12 protein-coding genes and 1 pseudogene are annotated in these 16,193 nt (G+C 77.9%); 1 reads left to right on the forward strand and 12 read right to left on the reverse strand.

Going from position 1 to position 16,193, the window contains the following annotated elements:
* Positions 1–83: 83 nt before the first annotated feature.
* The 3 genes from J3P29_RS04205 to J3P29_RS04215 all read right to left on the reverse strand — a co-directional run bounded on the left by J3P29_RS04205 (position 84) and on the right by J3P29_RS04215 (position 3,992).
* Positions 84–1,175: an NADH:flavin oxidoreductase/NADH oxidase gene (locus J3P29_RS04205; protein ID WP_210491782.1), complete on the reverse strand. Its 1,092-nt coding sequence runs from the start codon at positions 1,173–1,175 to the stop codon at positions 84–86.
* Between the two features lie 648 nt (positions 1,176–1,823).
* Positions 1,824–3,464: a hypothetical protein gene (locus J3P29_RS04210; protein ID WP_210491783.1), complete on the reverse strand. Its 1,641-nt coding sequence runs from the start codon at positions 3,462–3,464 to the stop codon at positions 1,824–1,826.
* Positions 3,465–3,539: 75 nt separating this feature from the next.
* Complete coding sequence (locus J3P29_RS04215) at positions 3,540–3,992, reverse strand: DUF3592 domain-containing protein (protein ID WP_210491784.1); 453 nt, start codon at positions 3,990–3,992, stop codon at positions 3,540–3,542.
* A gap of 63 nt (positions 3,993–4,055) precedes the next feature.
* Here J3P29_RS04215 and J3P29_RS04220 point away from each other — a divergent pair, with 63 nt between their 5' ends.
* Positions 4,056–4,502 (forward strand): GNAT family N-acetyltransferase, encoded by a 447-nt coding sequence (locus J3P29_RS04220; protein ID WP_210491785.1) that lies wholly within the window; start codon positions 4,056–4,058, stop codon positions 4,500–4,502.
* A 38-nt stretch (positions 4,503–4,540) separates the two neighbouring features.
* Here the strand turns inward: J3P29_RS04220 and J3P29_RS04225 are convergent, their stop codons facing one another.
* The 9 genes and pseudogenes from J3P29_RS04225 to selB form a co-directional block, all read right to left on the reverse strand.
* Positions 4,541–5,683 carry a PD40 domain-containing protein gene (locus J3P29_RS04225; protein WP_210491786.1) on the reverse strand — a complete coding sequence of 381 codons (1,143 nt, stop codon included), beginning with the start codon at positions 5,681–5,683 and terminating at the stop codon, positions 4,541–4,543.
* Between the two features lie 38 nt (positions 5,684–5,721).
* Positions 5,722–6,471, reverse strand: coding sequence for an ABC transporter ATP-binding protein (locus J3P29_RS20635; RefSeq protein WP_349239804.1), 750 nt, complete (start codon positions 6,469–6,471; stop codon positions 5,722–5,724).
* Positions 6,472–6,753: 282 nt separating this feature from the next.
* Positions 6,754–7,509, reverse strand: a pseudogene (locus J3P29_RS20640) (sirohydrochlorin chelatase); the annotation flags it as partial.
* An 839-nt stretch (positions 7,510–8,348) separates the two neighbouring features.
* Complete coding sequence (locus J3P29_RS04235) at positions 8,349–9,839, reverse strand: DHA2 family efflux MFS transporter permease subunit (RefSeq protein ID WP_349239763.1); 1,491 nt, start codon at positions 9,837–9,839, stop codon at positions 8,349–8,351.
* A gap of 193 nt (positions 9,840–10,032) precedes the next feature.
* The gene (locus J3P29_RS04240) at positions 10,033–10,584 is read right to left on the reverse strand and encodes a dihydrofolate reductase family protein (protein WP_210491788.1); all 552 of its coding nucleotides are present in this window, start codon (positions 10,582–10,584) and stop codon (positions 10,033–10,035) included.
* A gap of 151 nt (positions 10,585–10,735) precedes the next feature.
* Positions 10,736–11,575, reverse strand: a complete 840-nt coding sequence (gene fdhD / locus J3P29_RS04245; protein ID WP_210491789.1) for a formate dehydrogenase accessory sulfurtransferase FdhD — start codon at positions 11,573–11,575, stop codon at positions 10,736–10,738.
* A 305-nt stretch (positions 11,576–11,880) separates the two neighbouring features.
* On the reverse strand, positions 11,881–13,191 hold the full coding sequence (locus tag J3P29_RS04250; RefSeq protein WP_210491790.1) for a cation:proton antiporter: 1,311 nt from the start codon (positions 13,189–13,191) through the stop codon (positions 11,881–11,883).
* A gap of 17 nt (positions 13,192–13,208) precedes the next feature.
* Complete coding sequence (gene selA, locus J3P29_RS04255; RefSeq protein WP_210491791.1) at positions 13,209–14,585, reverse strand: L-seryl-tRNA(Sec) selenium transferase; 1,377 nt, start codon at positions 14,583–14,585, stop codon at positions 13,209–13,211.
* Entirely contained in the window at positions 14,582–16,099 is a 1,518-nt protein-coding gene (gene selB, locus J3P29_RS04260; RefSeq protein WP_210491792.1) for a selenocysteine-specific translation elongation factor, read from the reverse strand. Before selB ends, selA begins: the two co-directional genes overlap by 4 nt.
* Positions 16,100–16,193: the final 94 nt, after the last annotated feature.

Genomic DNA, 16,193 nt, shown 5'->3' on the forward strand with positions numbered 1-16,193 from the left:
CCGGAGGACGGCGCGGCGGGAGGCGGCGACCGGACGACCCGGCCGCCCGCCCGCCGGCCGGGCGGACGGTCCGCGCGGCGCGCTCAGAAGGCCCGCGCGTACTGCACCGGGACCGGCGCCGGCCGGTGCAGCGCCTTCGCGGCGTGCAGCGGCCAGTACGGGTCGCGCAGCAGCTCGCGGGCGAGCAGCACCAGGTCGGCCTGGCCCGTGCGCACGATCGCGTCGGCCTGCTGCGGGGCGGTGATCAGGCCGACGGCGCCGGTGCGGACGCCGGCGCCGCGCACCGCGGCCGCGAGGGCCGTCTGGTAGCCGGAGCCGACGGGGATCGGGGCCGCGGGGACGTTGCCGCCCGAGCTGACGTCGATCAGGTCGACGCCGCGATCGCGCAGCTCGCCGGCCAGGCGCACGCTGTCGTCGGCCGACCAGCCGCCCTCGGCCCAGTCGGTGGCGGAGATCCGGACGAAGACCGGCAGCCCGTCGTCCCACACCTCGCGCACCGCCTCGACGACCTCGAGCAGCAGGCGCGTGCGGCCGGCGAAGTCCCCGCCGTACGCGTCGGTGCGCTGGTTGGAGAGCGGCGAGAGGAACTGGTGCAGCAGGTAGCCGTGGGCGGCGTGCACCTCGACGACGTCGAAGCCGGCGGCGGCGGCGCGGTGGGTCGCGGCGACGAAGTCCTCCTTGACCTTGCGGATGCCGTCCGCGTCGAGGGCCTCGGGCTGCGGGTAGCCGTCGGTGAACGCCTCGGCGCTCGGGGCGACCGTCGTCCACCCGCCCTCGCCGGCCGGCACCTCGGCGCGGCCGCGCTCCTCCCACGGGCGGTACGTCGACGCCTTGCGCCCCGCGTGGGCCAGCTGCACGCCAGCCGCCGCGCCGTTCGCGTGGAGCTGCTCGACGATCCGGCGGAACGCCGCGACCTGCTCGTCGTTCCACAGGCCCAGGTCCTGCGGCGAGATGCGCGCCTCGGGGCTGACGCCCGTCGCCTCGGCGATGACGAGCCCCGCGCCGCCGACGGCCCGCGACGCCAGGTGCACCAGGTGCCAGTCGTTCGGCACGCCGTCCTCCGCGGAGTACTGGCACATCGGCGAGACCGCGATCCGGTTGCGAAGGGTCAGGCCGCGCAGCTCGAGCGGGCTGAAGAGGTCGGGCGGATCGATCGCGTCGGCGGCGTGGTGCATGCGGCGGCTCCGGGGTCGGGCGCCCGCGGCGATCGCGGGGCCGGGAGGGGCGGGGAGGCGGGCCCGCGGCGGGGCGGGCACCGGCGATCGACCGTAGCGCAGGGGGCCGCGGGGCCCGTGGGGACGGGGGCGGAGGGACGGCGGCCGGGGCGGGGGCCCGAGGGCGGGGAGGGCGCCGTCCGGCGGGGGAGAGAGAGGGCGGGCGGAGAGAGAGCGGGGGGGGGGGAGAGAGGGCGGGGGGGAGAGAGGGCGGGGGGGAGAGAGAGGGCGGGTGGCGGCGGGCGGCGTCCCGCGGGCGTGAGGCGGGACCCGCGGCCGCTGAGGCAGATCCCGCGCGTGGTGAGGCGGATGCGGCGGGTGGTGAGACGGGATCCCGCGCGTGGTGAGGCGGATCCCGCGGGTGAGGCGGAAGAGGTCCGTCAGGTCGCACCTTTCCGCCTCAGCAGCGGATCCCGCCTCAACTTGCGCGGATCCCGCCTCGGTTCGCGCGGACTCCGCCTCCTCCCGTCCCGTGCGCGATCCGCCTCATCCCGTGCGCGATTCGCTCCACCTCGAGCGGGAGTGCGCGGCGTCGAGCCTCGACCGCGAGGTCATGCCCCGCCGGTGCGCCTCGCGAGACGGGGACGCCGACCCCGCCGCTGCGTGCGCTCAGAACAGCGGCAGCTGGTCCGCCGCCGGCCTCGCGGGCCCGCGCCGCGCGGGACGGTCGCGGCCGGCGTCCCGGGCCGGAGGACGCGCCGGCGGGTCGCCCCAGCGGCTCGGCGGCCGGCGCCGCGGCGGCTCGGGCGCCTCGCCGAACGGCAACGCCTCACCCGGCGGCGAGGCCGGCCGGCGCGGGACCGCCTCGCCGCCGCGGCCGTCCGGGGGCCGGACGTCCGAGCGGACGACGCGCTCGCCCCAGCGCTCCCCGTGCTGGACGAGCTGCGCCAGGCGCGCGGCCTCCTGGCGCGGCAGGTGCGGGCCGTCGCGGTAGAGCTCCTCGTACAGCGGGACCAGGTCGGGCCGGGCGTCGGCGAGCCACTCGAGGAACACGTCGCGCGTCGTGCCGCGCAGGTGCAGCCCGATGCCCCGGACGCTGATGGCCCCGGCCTCGGTGCAGGCGGCCAGCAGCCGCTCGATCTGCTCGGGGGCGTCGTTGATGCCCGGCATGAGCGGCGCGGCGAGGACGGCGGTGGGGATGCCGACGCGGGTCAGCTCGGCCACCGCGGCCAGGCGCGTCCGCGGGTGCGGCGTGTGCGGCTCGGTCGATCGCCACGCCTTCTCGTCCAGGCTGGGCACGGACAGCGCGGCCTCGAACCCCGCGGTCTCCTGCACCTGCAGCATCAGGTCCAGGTCGCGCAGCAGCAGCGGGGACTTCGTCAGCACGGACGCCGGCACGCGCGCGTCGCGCAGCGCCTCCCAGATCCCCGGCAGCAGCCGGTACTTCGACTCGACCCACTGGTACGGATCGGTGTTCGTCCCGAGGGCCACGGTGTCGCCCCACGCCGGCGTGCGCGCCCGCTTCGCCAGGTCCGCGCGCAGCCGCTCGGGCGCGTTCACCTTCACGACGATCTCGCGCTCGAAGTCCCGGCCGGGGCCGAAGTTGAGGTACTCGTGGGTGGGGCGGGCGAAGCAGTTGTGGCTGATGGCGCCGGCCGCGACGAAGTCCCCGGTCCCGGTGGTGACGTCGACGAGATCGCGGACGCCGATCGCCTCGATGGCCGTCACGCGCCGGCCCCCATCCGCCACCTCGGTGCCGTCGGTGATGGGATGCAGGCCGGGGCCGAGCAGCACGTCAGCGTCGGCACGCAGAGCCTGGCCGGGACCGTGGACGCCGGTCACGTGCTTCCACCCACGCGTCGTGAGGAAGCGGTGATCCCCGCTCGCCACGATCTCCGTGCCGTCCTCGAACGTCACTCGAAACGCCGGCTTGCGCGTGCTCCAGCGGTCGGCTACGTGCGTCTCGACGTAGCGCCGGTATCGCCCCTCGCGGCGCGTGCCGACGATCGCGTCGCCCGGCTCCAGCTCTCCGATGGCGCGCGTCCGTCCGTTCGCGAGCAGCACCGGCGTCGCCGGATCCAGGCAGTACGTACAGGCATGGGAGCAGCCCCGGTAGGGGTTCACCGTCCACCCGAACGGCATCCGCGAGCGGCCGGGAACGCGGTTGAGGACCGTCTTCGCCTCGATCTCGTAGAAGCGCGTGTCGAGGGCCTCGGGCGCGTCGAAGCGGCGGACCACCGCGGGGTCGCGCATCCCGGGCAGGGAGGCCGTCTCGGCGTCCGGATCGCGCTTCAGGTGGTCCCACCGCATGCGAACGCATGTTCGCATGCGGACCGGCGGTCGGGGCACGGCGTGACGTCGTCCCTGCAAACGGCGGGGAACGGCTCAGTCGAGCAGCAGCACGAGCGCCCCGCCGGCCGCGACGAACGCCCCGACGACCACGAACAGCCCGCCGACCGCGATGCCGACGCACGACGCGCGGCCGGCACCGTGCCGGCCCGTCAGGATCTCGGCGCGCTCGGGGTCGGCCGGATCCACGTGCACCGTCACGCGCTCGTCCGGATCCCGCCGCGACCACGGGGCGCGCTGGTACCCCACGCGGCTGCGGACGCGCCGGGGCGTGCCGTCGGGCCCGGCGAACTCGACGACGACGTACTCCAGGAGCGTGCTGTCGTCGCCCGAGGTGCTCCACTCCGTCGGCCGGTCGACGACCCGGCCCTCGACCGGGCGCCACGTCGTCGCGCGCCGCGCCGCCTCGCGGCGTCCGCGGCGGCCCCCGACGAGCAGGGCGAGACCGACGGCGACGAAGACGAGACCGAGGAGAAGGGGAAGGACCATCGGCGAGGCGAGCGGCGGTGGGGGCCCGGGACTCTATGCGCACCCGCCGGATACGGTGGCGGCGTGCCGACCGTCGAGCTCGTCCCCGTCGACCGCCAGAACGTGCGCACCGTCTGCGACCTGGAGCTCGCGCCCGGGCAGGAGCCGTACGTCGCGCCGTCCGGGACCACCGTCGCCGAGGCCGCCTACGAGCCCGACGCGTGGCTGCGAGCGATCACCCGCGACGGCGTGCCGGTCGGCGTGGTCCTCCTCGTCCGCGACACCCCCGACGAGCCGTACTTCCTGGTGCGGCTGATGGTCGCCGCCGGCCACCAGCGCGAGGGGATCGGCACGAGCGCGGTGGCGCTGATCCTGGAGCACCTGCGGAGCCTGCCGGGCGAGGACCGGATCCGCACGAGCTGCGTCCCCGGGCCGCTCTCGCCGCTGCCGTTCTACCGCGGCCTGGGCTTCGTCGAGACGGGGGAGCGGGACGAGGACGGCGAGGTCGTGCTGGAGCGGCCGCTGCGCTGAGGCGCGGGACGGCGGCCCCGCGGCTCAGGGCCGCCCGGTCACTCGACCGGGTTGCCGGGCAACGGGGTCGCGACGGCGATCTCGTCGGCGGCGACGATGCGCCGCCCGAGGCCCCCGGCCGGGTCGGCCAGGTACAGCTGGGCCCGGCTCGTCTCGGAGCGCCGGACGACGAAGGCCACGCGACCGTCGGCGAGCGTGCCGGCGACCGCGGCGCTCGCGTTCGCGGGCTGGTCGGTGCCCCGGAACGGGAAGAACGGGCCGGCCTTCGCGGCCGTGTCGACGAGCTGCCCGTCGGGGCGCAGCAGCCGCAGGTCGAACGCCGTCGCCGAGCCGTCGTCGCGGGGAACGCGCTCGCGCACCCCGACGAGCGTGCCGTCCGGCAGCTCGCCCGCCGCCACGAACGGCTGGAGGGTCCGGCCGCGGGGGACCACGGTCGCCAGGACGCGCCGCCCTGCACCGTCGTAGCGGCGCACCGCCGCCCGCCCGACGCCCGCGAACTCGCCGCCCTCGTAGCGGATCACCTGCGTCGTCCAGACCAGACCGGCGCGGGTCCACACGGGCGGGGACGGCAGGTCGACGCGGCTCCGGCGCACCCGGTACCGCGCGAGCACGCTCGTCCGTGCGCCGTCGCTCGTCACCACCGCGCCGTCGTCGTCGACGACCGCGACCCGCGTCGAGTCCGGCGACCACGTCGCGCCCCACTCGCTCGCCGCCCGCACCGCCGTGGCGCGGCAGCCCGCGGGCACGCCGGGCCCGGCACCGCAGACCGTCAGAGGGCCGTAGCCGACGGCGGCGATGCGGCGCCCGTCAGGCGACCACCGCAGGGCCGTCGCGTCCCGCGCGCGGCCAAGGGTGCGCACCGTGCCGCTGCCGTCCAGGTCGAGCGTCAGGACCTGGTCGTCGGCGAGCAGCGCGACCCGCCGGCCGTCCGGCGACGGGGTGGGCGCCTCGCCCCGGACCGTGGCCAGCCGGCGCGCGCCCGTCCCGTCGACGGCGGCGCCGTGGAGCGTCAGGCCGGTCCGCCAGACGAGCGGCGTCGGCGGCCCGCCGCTGGTCGGCTCGGCCACGATCGCGGGGCCGGGGCCGGGGCCGGGGCCGGGCGCCGCGACGGCCGAGGCGGCGGGCAGCAGCCCGGTGCCGCCGACGAGCAGGGCGAAGGCGGCGCACGGGACGGGACGCATCGCCCCAACCTACCCGCGCGGCCGGCCGGGTCGACGCCCTACGCCGCGAGCGGGTTGAAGCCCGCTGGCAGCTCGAGCCGGTGCGCACGCATGAAGTCCTCGTCGGCGAGGATCTGCCGCGTCGGGCCGTCCGCGATGACCTGGCCCTGGTCCATCACGATCGCGCGCGGGCACAGCTCGAGCGCGTACGGCAGGTCGTGCGTGACGAGGATCGTCGTCGTCGGCAGGCGGCGGATGACGTCCGCCAGCTCGCGCCGCGCCGCCGGGTCCAGGTTGGACGACGGCTCGTCGAGCACCATGAGCTCGGGCTCCATCGCCAGCACCCCCGCGACCGCCGCGCGGCGGCGCTGGCCGAGGGAGAGCTGGTGCGGGGCGATCTCGCGCAGCTCCTCCAGCCCGAACGTCCGCAGGGCGGCCACGACCCGCTGCTCGAGCTCGTCGCCCGTCAGGCCCAGGTTGGCCGGGCCGAACGCGACGTCGGTGCCGATCGACGGCATGAAGAGCTGGTCGTCGGGGTCCTGGAAGACGATGCCGACCTTGCGCCGCAGCTCGCGGGCGGTCTTCTTCGTCAGCTCGGTCTCGCCGATCTGCACCCGGCCCTGCTGGGGCTGCAGCACGCCGTTGAGGTGCAGCAGCAGCGTCGTCTTGCCCGCGCCGTTCGGGCCGAGCAGCGCCACGCGCTCGCCGCGCTGGATCCGCAGGTGCACGCCGCCGAGCGCCTCGGACCCGTCGGGGTAGGCGAAGTGCAGGTCCTCGACGCTGACCGCCGTCGGCGCGTCCGGGTCGATCCCGCCGGGGCCGCCGACCGCGCCGGTGCGGACGCGGCCGCGGTCGCCGCGCCGGCCCTCCTCCGCCAGCTCGAGCGCCGGCGCCTTCTGCGGCGCGCGCGTCGTCCGTCGGTTGCCGCGCTTGCCGCGCGCGGGGCCGTCGCCGTGCGGGGTGAGCGAGATCGGCAGCCCGACCTTCTCCTCGTAGCCCGGCAGGGTCACGCGGTAGACGCACAGGTCGCAGTTCATCCGCACGTCGCCCTGGAAGCCCTCGCGGTAGCGGTCGAGCGCCACGCGGGCCAGCCGGCGGTCGGCGCCCAGGTGCGGGCCGCCGCGGACCGTCAGCTCGGGGTGCTCCTGCGCCCACTCGGCCGCCTGCGCGTAGATGCGGTGCAGCAGCACGCCGGTGAAGAGGAAGAACGGGACGACGGCGATCGTCGTCGCGCCCAGGCGGCGGCAGCGCTCGAGGGCGTCCGGGACGCGCGGCTCGGCGACCGAGATCCACGCCGGCTCGACGATCGGCAGGCCGCGGCGGTCGGAGAGCAGGCGCGCGGCCTTCGCCAGGTCGCCCGACGCGTCGGGGTCGCTCGACCCGCGACCGACGAGGACGACGCCCGACGTCTCGGGCGGCGCGTCGCCCAGCGTGGACGAGATCCGGTCCTCGGCGACCTCGAGCACCCGCGGCTCGATCGACAGGTCGCGGCCCATGTGGAAGCGGACGTGCGGGTGGCGGATGCGGGCGCGGGCGAGCGTCGCGGGGCCGTCGTTCTTCAGGTGCCCCGCGGCGAGCAGGACGATCGGCACGGAGACGATCTCGGTCGCGCCGTCCGCGACCAGCCGGTCGATCGCGACGTCCGCCGACGGCTCGGCCAGCTCGATGAACCCGCCCGCGTGGTGGATCTCGGGATCGAGCTCGCCCACGTGGGCGACGAGGTCCCAGAACTCCTCGACGTGGTCCGCGTCGCGCGACCCGTGGCCGATCAGGACGAGGGACGGCCGGTCGGGGCTCGGATGCCCGGCCGTGCCGGAGCGGGCGTCGGTTCCGCGGAGGAGGGCCACCGGTCGATGGTAGCCGCGATGCGTCTCCGGGCGCCCGGGCGGCCGGGGGTTGCGGCCGGGTGGCCGGACGGGCGACGGGCGGGGCCGGGGGACGCCCGGGCGGCGCCGCCACCTGCGGCGCCGGGGGGAGCGCCGCGCATGCCGGGGGCCCGGGGGCGAGCCCGCCGGGCGGGGCGTTCTGGCGGGGTAGGGCGGGGGCGCGTGGGGCGGGGACGCGTTCCGGTTCAGGGCCGGTAGGCGGACCCGAGCCAGAACACGTCGGCGGGCGGGGACGCGTTCCGGTTCAGGGCCGGTGGGCGGACCTCAGCCAGAACACGCTGGCGGGCGGGGACGCGTTCCGGTTCAGGGCCGGTGGGCGGACCTCAGCCGGAACACGCTGGCGGGCGGGGACGCGTTCCGGTTCAGGGCCGGTGGGCGGACCCCAGCCAGAACACGCTGGCGGGCGGGGACGCGTTCCGGTTCAGGGCCGGTAGGCGGACCCGAGCCAGAACACGCTGGCGCGCCGGGACGCGTTCCGGTTCAGGGCCGGTAGGCGGACCCCAGCCAGAACACGCTGGCGCGCCGGGACGCGTTCCGGTTCAGGACCGGTAGGCGGACCCCAGCCAGAACACGCTGGCGCGCCGGGACGCGTTCCGGTTCAGGACCGGTGGGCGGGCCTCAGCCGGAACGCGATCCGGGCGGCACACCGTTTCGGATCACCGCCCCAGAGCGCGGGCGATCCGGAGCACGCCGCGCCCGCCGCCCGCCGCCCGCCGCCCGCCGCGGCGGGGCGCCGCGGCCGCCGTCAGTCGGCGGTCGCCCCCGCGCCGCGTGCACCTCCCGCCGCGCCGACCGACCCCTCAGTCCGCGGTCGCCCCCGCGGCCCGGTCGCCCGCCGGCGCCCCGTGGCCGCCGGCCCCCGCCCCGCGCGGGGCGTCCCGCACCAGCGCGAACACCAGCACCGCGCCGGCGAGGGCGAACGCCGCCGCGAACCAGAAGGCGTGCGCGTAGCCCTGCGCCAGCGCGTCCGGCACGCCGCTCGCGGCGCCGCCGCGCGCGACGTCCTGCGTGCGGCCGGCGGCGATCGAGGCCAGGATCGCCAGGCCGAGCGCGCCGCCGACCTGGCGGGAGACGTTGACCAGGCCCGACGCCAGACCCGCGCGGCGGCCGTCGACGCCCGTCACCGCCGCGGTCGTGATCGGGACCATGCACAGGCCCATCCCGCCGCCCAGGACGACGGACGGCACGAGCACGTCCTTCCAGAACGACCCGTCGGCGTCGACCTGCGTCAGGCCCGCCAGGCCGAGGGCGGCGAGGGTGAAGCCGACGGTCAGCGTGGTCCGCACGCCCAGGCGGCCGACGACCTTGGCGGCCTGCGTCGAGCCGAGGGCCATCATGAACGTCTGCGGCAGGAACGCCAGGCCGGTCTGGATCGCCGTCAGGCCCAGCACCTGCTGCAGGTACAGCGAGACGAAGAACCACATGGCGAACATCGACGCGCCGAGCAAGAAGACGGCCATGTTCGCCGCGGTCAGCTGCCGCGAGGCGAAGATGTCGAGCGGCATGAGCGGCGCCGTCGCCAGCCGCGCCTCGATCGCCACGAACGCCAGGACGAGCGCCACGCCGACGGCGAGCACGATCCAGACCTCGCCCGCGCCCCAGCCGATCGTCTCGGTCCGCACGATCGCGTAGACGATCGCCGACACGCCCAGGGTGATCGTCAGCGCGCCCGACAGGTCGAAGCTGCGGGCCGCGGGCCGGTCCTCGGTGCGGTCGGCCGGCAGGTCGCGCAGCGCCAGCCACACGATCAACGCGCCGATCGGCAGGTTGACGAACAGGATCCACCGCCAGGACAGCAGCTCGGTGAGCAGCCCGCCGACCAGGCCGCCCGCGGATCCGCCGGCCGCCGCGACCGCACCCCAGGCCGCGAACGCCCGCGCGCGCTCGCGCCCCTCGCGGAACGTCGTCGTCAGGATCGCCAGCGTCGACGGCGCCACGATCGCCCCGCCGACGCCCTGCAGCGCCCGCGCGGCGATGATCGTCGCCTCGCTCTCGGCCAGCCCGCCCAGCAGCGACGCGAGCGAGAAGAGCGCGATGCCCGCGACGAACATGCGCTTGCGGCCCAGCAGGTCGCCCGCGCGGCCGCCGAGCAGCAGCAGGCCGCCGAAGGTCAGCGTGTAGGCGGAGACGACCCACTGCAGACCGGACTCGGTGAAGCCGAGCGCCGTGCGGATCGCCGGCAGCGCGACGTTCACGACGGAGACGTCCAGGATCACCATGAACTGCGCGGCGCAGACGAGGAAGAGGATCCCGGCGGCGTGGGCGGGTGGGCGTGCGGCGTCGGTGCTCACGCGGCGGCCTTTCGGAGAGGGAGGGAGGACGCCCGACGCTCGCGCGCGGGGCGGCGGCCCACGCTAGCGCGTCGCCCCCGGCACCCCCGCGCGCTCGGCGTCCCCGCGGGTCGGACGCGCGCGCCGCGCCGGCGCGCCCGCCCGCCCCGCCCGCCCGCGTCGCCCGCGCGCCGCCGCCCGGCGCCGGCGACGGTCACCGCGTCGGCCGCAGGACCTGGCCGACCGCGCCGGTCGGGATCCGGTGCTCGTCCACCAGCTCGAGCGCCAGGTGCTCCTGGAGGGTCGCGAACGGGCTGCGGCCGCGGCCGATCGCGATCGGGACCCGCGTCAGGTGGTACTCGTCGACGAGGCCCAGCGGCGTCAGCGCGCTCGCGAGGGTCGGCCCGCCGTGCACGAGGACGGTGCCGGCGTCCGGCCGCGACCGGAGCTCCGCGATCCCCGCACCCACGTCCCGGAAGACCTCGACCGGGCCCCAGTCCGCGCGCTCGAGGGTGCGCGAGAACACCGCCTTCGGGGTTCCGTTCATCGCGGTCGCCACGGGGCCCTCGGTGGCCTGCCAGTGCGGGCCCATGATCTCGTAGCTCCGCCGGCCCATCGCGTGCGTTCCCGCCGCGTCCAGCGCCCGCTGGTTCCAGCCCCCGTCGTCGCCGAAGTACCGGAACATCCAGTCGTGCGTGCCGTCGGGGCTGGTGGCGAACCCGTCGAGCGACAGCACCATCTTGAGGACGACCGTCCTGTGCGTCATGGAAGAGCAGACCGTCCGACGCGCCGGGACTCATCGGCGGCAGCCGCGGAGCGCACGGGTGGCCGGCGAGACGGGGTCGGGGCGATCGCGGCCGTCCGCGGGGGCGCGGGGCGCCCAGGCCCCCGGGCGGCGCACCGCGTGCGGCGGCCGCTCAGGCGGCGCCGACCACGCGCCCCGGGTGCGCGTAGAGCGTGAAGCGGCCGTCGCGGACGAACGCGGCGAGGGTGACGCCCAGCCGCTCCGCCGTGGCGACGGCCAGGCTCGACGGGGCCGACACCGCCACGAGCACCGGCACCCCGGCGGCGGCGGTCTTCTGCACCAGCTCGTAGCTCACGCGGCCCGACAGGACCGCGACCGCGTCGCCCGCAGGCAGCCCGCCGGCCAGCAGCCGCGCCCCGAGGACCTTGTCGAGCGCGTTGTGGCGCCCGACGTCCTCGCGCACCGCCAGCACGTCGCCGCCCGGGGAGAAGAGCCCGGCGGCGTGGATGCCGCCCGTCTCGTCGAACAGGGGCTGCGCGGCGCGCAGCGCGTCCGGCAGGCCGGAGAGGACCCCCCCATCCACCCGCAGCCCGCCGCCGACGACGGGCACCCGCTCGCACAGCGCGTCGAGCGACGCGGCGCCGCAGACGCCGCAGCTGGCCGTCGACATCAGGGTGCGCACCGCCAGGTCGCGGCGCGGCGCCCCGCGCAGGTGCACCGTGACGACGTTGTAGTGCTGCTCCTCGACGTCGGTGCAGTACCGGATCTCGGCCAGGTCCTCCGGGCCGGCGAGCACGCCCTCCGCGTGCAGCAGCCCGGCCGCCAGCTCGAAGTCGTGGCCCGGCGTGCGCATCGTCGCCGTCGTGGCGAGGACCGTGCCGTCGGGGCCGGCGACGCGGATCTCGAGCGGCTCCTCGCCGACGACCCGCTCGCGCCGGCGCCGCACGGCGTCCCCGTCGACGACCGTCGCGGGCACCCGGGCGACCCGGCGACGGGCGGTGGGCGCGACCATCGACCCACCGTAGCGCCGGCGCGCGTCGCCCCTGTCGGCGACGGCCCCCGACGCCGCGGCGTGCGCGGACGCGGCCGCCGTCGCCGCGGTGCCGATCGCCGTAGTTCCCGTCGTCGCGGCTCCTGTCGTCGCGGCTCCCGACGCCGCGGTTCCCATCGTCCCGGCTCCGCATGCCCCGGCTTTCGACGTCGCGGTTCCCGATGCCCCGGTTCCCGACGCCCCGGCTCCCGGCGCCGCCGCTCCCGTCGCCCGGCGGTCCCGCGAGGCCCCGGCGCCCACGCGCCGGTCCGGGACGACGCCCCCGCTCACGCGGCCTCCGGCCCGTGCGCCGCCCGACGGCCGGCGCGCAGCCACCGCCGCTCGAGGGCGCTCGACGTCGTCCCGTGCACCACGACGGACACGATCATCACGGCGATCGCCGTCCACATCACCGTCTCGGCCTCGCCCGTCGCCAGCAGGCCCGTCGCGAGGGCCGCGGTCGTGTAGTTGACCGCCGCCACGCCGCGGACGCCGAACCACGCGACGTAGAGCCGCTCGCCGCGCGGCATCCCGGACCCGACGAGCGCCAGCAGCGCGAACGCCGGGCGCAGCACCACGATCAGCAGCGGCGCGAGCAGCCAGCCCTCGAGCCCCGGCCGGCCCAGCCCGTCCAGGGTGAGCGAGCTGCCGACGAGCAGCAGGACGGCCAGGACGAGCACGCGCTCGGCGCCGCCGGCGCCGTCGTGCAGCTGTCGGCGGGCCTCGTCCTCGTACCGCCGGCGCCGCAGCGCCAGGCCGCCGGCGAACGCCGCCACGAACCCGTAGCCGCCGAGCAGCTCGGCGCTCGAGTACAGCAGCAGGGCCGTCGCGACCGCCGCCCACGCCGGGAAGTCGCGCGCCACGAGGCCGCGCTCGACGCCCCAGCGCATCGCCCCGGCGGCGGCGATCCCGCCGACGACGCCCACGACGACCGGCACCGCCAAGGCGTAGAGGACGTCGGCGGTCAGCCACGCGCCCAGCCCGCCCGTGGCCCCGTCGTCGCGGGCCAGCACCAGGCCGAGGACGAGGATCGGCATCGCGGCGCCGTCGTTGCCGCCCGCCTCGGCCGTCAGCGCCGCCTGGGCGCGCGGCTCGTCCTCCGACTCGCCGGGCGGCCCCAGGCCGACGTCGCCGGCCAGCACCGGGTCGGTGGGCGCCAGGGCGGCGCCGAGCACGAGCGCGGCGCCCGCGGACAGGCCCATGGCAGTGGACGCGAAGAGCGCGATCGCGCCCGCCGTCAGCGGCAGCGTCACGAGGAGCAGCAGGCCGACCGTCCGCCAGCGGCGCAGCGACGCGCGCCGCACCCGCAGCCCGGTCGCGAAGACCGCCACCGCGATCGTCACCTCGGACAGGATCTCGACGATCTCGTGGTCCCGCCGCAGGTCCAGGTGCTGCACGCCGATCGCCGGCAGCAGCACCGCGGCGATGGCGCCCATCGCCAGGTAGACGATGCCGGTGGAGAACGCCCGCTCGGACTCGTTCGACAGCGCGCCGATCGCCAGCACGCCGGCGAGGGCCGCGAGGAACAGGATCTCCGGCACCGCGCCGAGCAGCGAGATGCCGGGCTCGGCGTCGGCGAGGAGGACGGGTGGTCGCACCCCGCCCGGGTACCCGCTCAGGCCCGCCCGAGCACCGCGCGCACGACGGCGGCCGCCGCGTCGAGCTCGTCGCCGGCCAGCGTGCGCGGGTCGAGCAGCACCCGGCCGTCGGCGATCCGGCCGACGAGCGGCGGGTCGTGCGCCCGCAGCGCGGCGGCCAGCGAGTCGGCCCCGGCGGGCGGGTCGAGCGCGACGGCGGGCCCCGGCAGGTCGACGAGGGGCAGCGCCCCGCCGCCGACGCGCGCGACGGCCGCCACCACGGTGCCGCCCGTCGCGGCCGCCAGCCGCTCGGCCCGCGCGCGCAGCTCGCCCTCGGGGGCCGTCAGCATCGCCAGGACCGGGATCTCGCGCAGCGCCCGCCCGGGGTCGCGGTACAGCGCCAGCGTGGCCGCCAGCGCCGCCATCGTCAGCCGCCCGGGCCGCAGCGCGCGGGCGAGCGGATGGCGGCGGCACGCGGCGACGGCCTGCGCCGTGCCGGCGACGATCCCGGCCTGCGGGCCGCCCAGCAGCTTGTCGCCCGAGAACGTGACGGCCGCGACGCCGGCGGCGATCGACCGGCGGATCGGCGGCTCGTCCGCGAGCGCCGCGATCCCCGTCGCGAGCACGCCGGAGCCGATGTCGTCGACGACGGGCACGCCGAGCGCGCACAGCTCCTCGACCGACACGTCCTGCACGAAGCCGACGGTGCGGAAGTTGGACGGGTGGACGCGCAGGACGAGCCCGGCGCCCGCCGCGATCGCGGCCGCGTAGTCGTCGGCACGGGTGCGGTTGGTGGTCCCCACCTCGACGAGCCGCGCGCCGGCCTGCGCGATCACGTCGGGCACCCGGAAGCCGCCGCCGATCTCGACGAGCTGCCCGCGCGAGACGACGACGCGGCGCTCGCCGGTGCCGTCGGCCGGCGCGAGCGCGGCCACGGCGAGCAGCGCGGCGGCGGCCCCGTTGTTGACGACGAGGGCGTCCTCGGCCCCGGTCAGCTCGCGCAGCAGGCCGGCGACGTGGGCGTCGCGCTGCCCGCGTCCGCCGCCGTCCAGGTCCAGCTCGACGTTGAGGTAGCCCGCGGCGGCGGCCGCCACCGCGTCCACCGCGGCGGGGGCCAGCGGGGCACGGCCCAGGTTGGTGTGGACGACGACGCCGGTGGCGTTCAGGACGCGGCGCAGCGTGGGCCGCAGGTGCTCCCGGGCGCGGGCGAGCAGGTCCGCGTCGTCGGCGGCGCCCGCGAGCAGCTCGGCGCGGCGGGCGGCGACGACGACGCGGGCGGCCGCGACCGCCTCGGCGGCCGTCGGGGCGCCCCCGTCCCCGTCGGCCCGCAGCCGCGCGGCGAGCGCGTCGACGCCCGGCAGCGCGCGCAGGCGCGCGGCGCGGTCGGCGGTCGCGCCCCCGTCGGGCGCGCTCATGCGCCCGTCCCCGCCGCGCGGCGGGTCAGCACGCGGCGGTCGTCGGGCCGGCGCAGCGTCAGCCGCTGCGCGTCCAGGTGCTCGAGCAGCGCCTGCGCGGGCTTGCGCGAGATGCCGAGGGCGTCGCGCACCTCGCTCAGGCTGATCGACCCGTCGGCCGCGATCCGCCCGACGATCGTCGCGGTCGCCGCCGCGACGACGTCGGCGTGCCCGTGCAGCCGGCCGGAGACCCGGACGGCCCGTCCGGCGGCGACGAGCGCGGCCAGCGCCGGCGGATCGTCGATCGTCGCCTCGGACGGGAACGCCAGCCCGGCGTCGCGCAGCCGCGCCTCGAGCGCGAGGGCGGCGGGGGAGAGCGGCGCCGGCACCGGACGCACCGGCCGGACGGGCGCGGTGGGCTCGGGGGCGGCGGCGGGCTCGGGGACGCCGTCGCGCCGCCGGCGCAACGGCGCCAGCAGGTCCTCCCGGCGGCCGTGCCGGCGGGCGTCGGCGTCGAGCACGCGGCCACCGCCGAGCGTCGACGGCGGCGAGGGTCGACGGACGACGACGTGGTCGCCGTCGGCCGCCGCGAGCGGGCGCTCCAGGCGCAGCTGGAAGAGGTCGTCCTCCAGGTGCGAGAGCCGCGCCGGGGTCTCGCGGGTGCCGTGGTGGACGTGCACGCGCTCGCCGTGGCGGTGATCGGTCAGCGCGAGCGCGCAGTCGAGCACCAGGCGCTCGCGGCGGGCGCCCGGGGCCGCGAGCACGTCGCCCCGCCCGACCTCGCGGGCCCGCACGCCGCCCAGCGCCACGGCGACCCGCTGACCGGCGGCCGCGCGCTCCCGGGGGTCGCCGTGCACCTCCAGGCCGCGCACCCGCACGCCGCGCGCGCCGGGCAGCAGCTCCAGCGCGTCCCCGACGGCGAGCGTGCCGGACCACAGGGTGCCCGTCACCACCGTCCCGCGGCCGGCGACGACGAAGGAGCGGTCGACGTGCAGGACGGGCGGTCCCGCGGCGTCGGCGGCGTCGTCCGCCCGGGCCGGCACCGTGGCGGCGAGCCGCTCCAGGGCCGCGCGGACGTCGTCGATCCCGTCCCCGGTGCGGGCGGAGCACGCCACGATCTCGCGGCCCGGCAGCAGCTCCGCGGCCTCGGCGGCGGCGCGGGCGGGATCGGCCAGGTCGCTCTTCGTGACCGCGACGATCCCGCGCTCGACGCCCAGCCCGCGCAGCACCTGAGCGTGTTCGACGGTCTGCGGCATCACGCCGTCGTCGGCGGCCACGACCAGGAGGAAGCAGTCGATCCCCGTCGCGCCGGCGACCATCGTGCGCACGAAGCGCTCGTGGCCGGGCACGTCGACGAGCGAGAGCGCCCGCCCCGACGGCAGCTCCAGCCGGGCGTAGCCGAGCGCGATCGAGATGCCGCGCTCGCGCTCCTCGGGCAGCCGGTCGGTGTCCGTGCCCGTCAGCGCGGCCACGAGCGCAGTCTTGCCGTGATCGATGTGCCCGGCGGTGCCGAGGACGAGGGGCGCGCCGCTCACGCGTCCCTTCGGGTGGCCGGGGTCGCCATGGCGCCAACGGTAGCGCCGCGGTGCGGCGGTCCGGGCGCGCGGGCGCCCCGGTCGCGGGCGACGG

The organism is Patulibacter sp. SYSU D01012, assembly GCF_017916475.1.
Taxonomy (GTDB): Bacteria; Actinomycetota; Thermoleophilia; order Solirubrobacterales; family Solirubrobacteraceae; genus Patulibacter.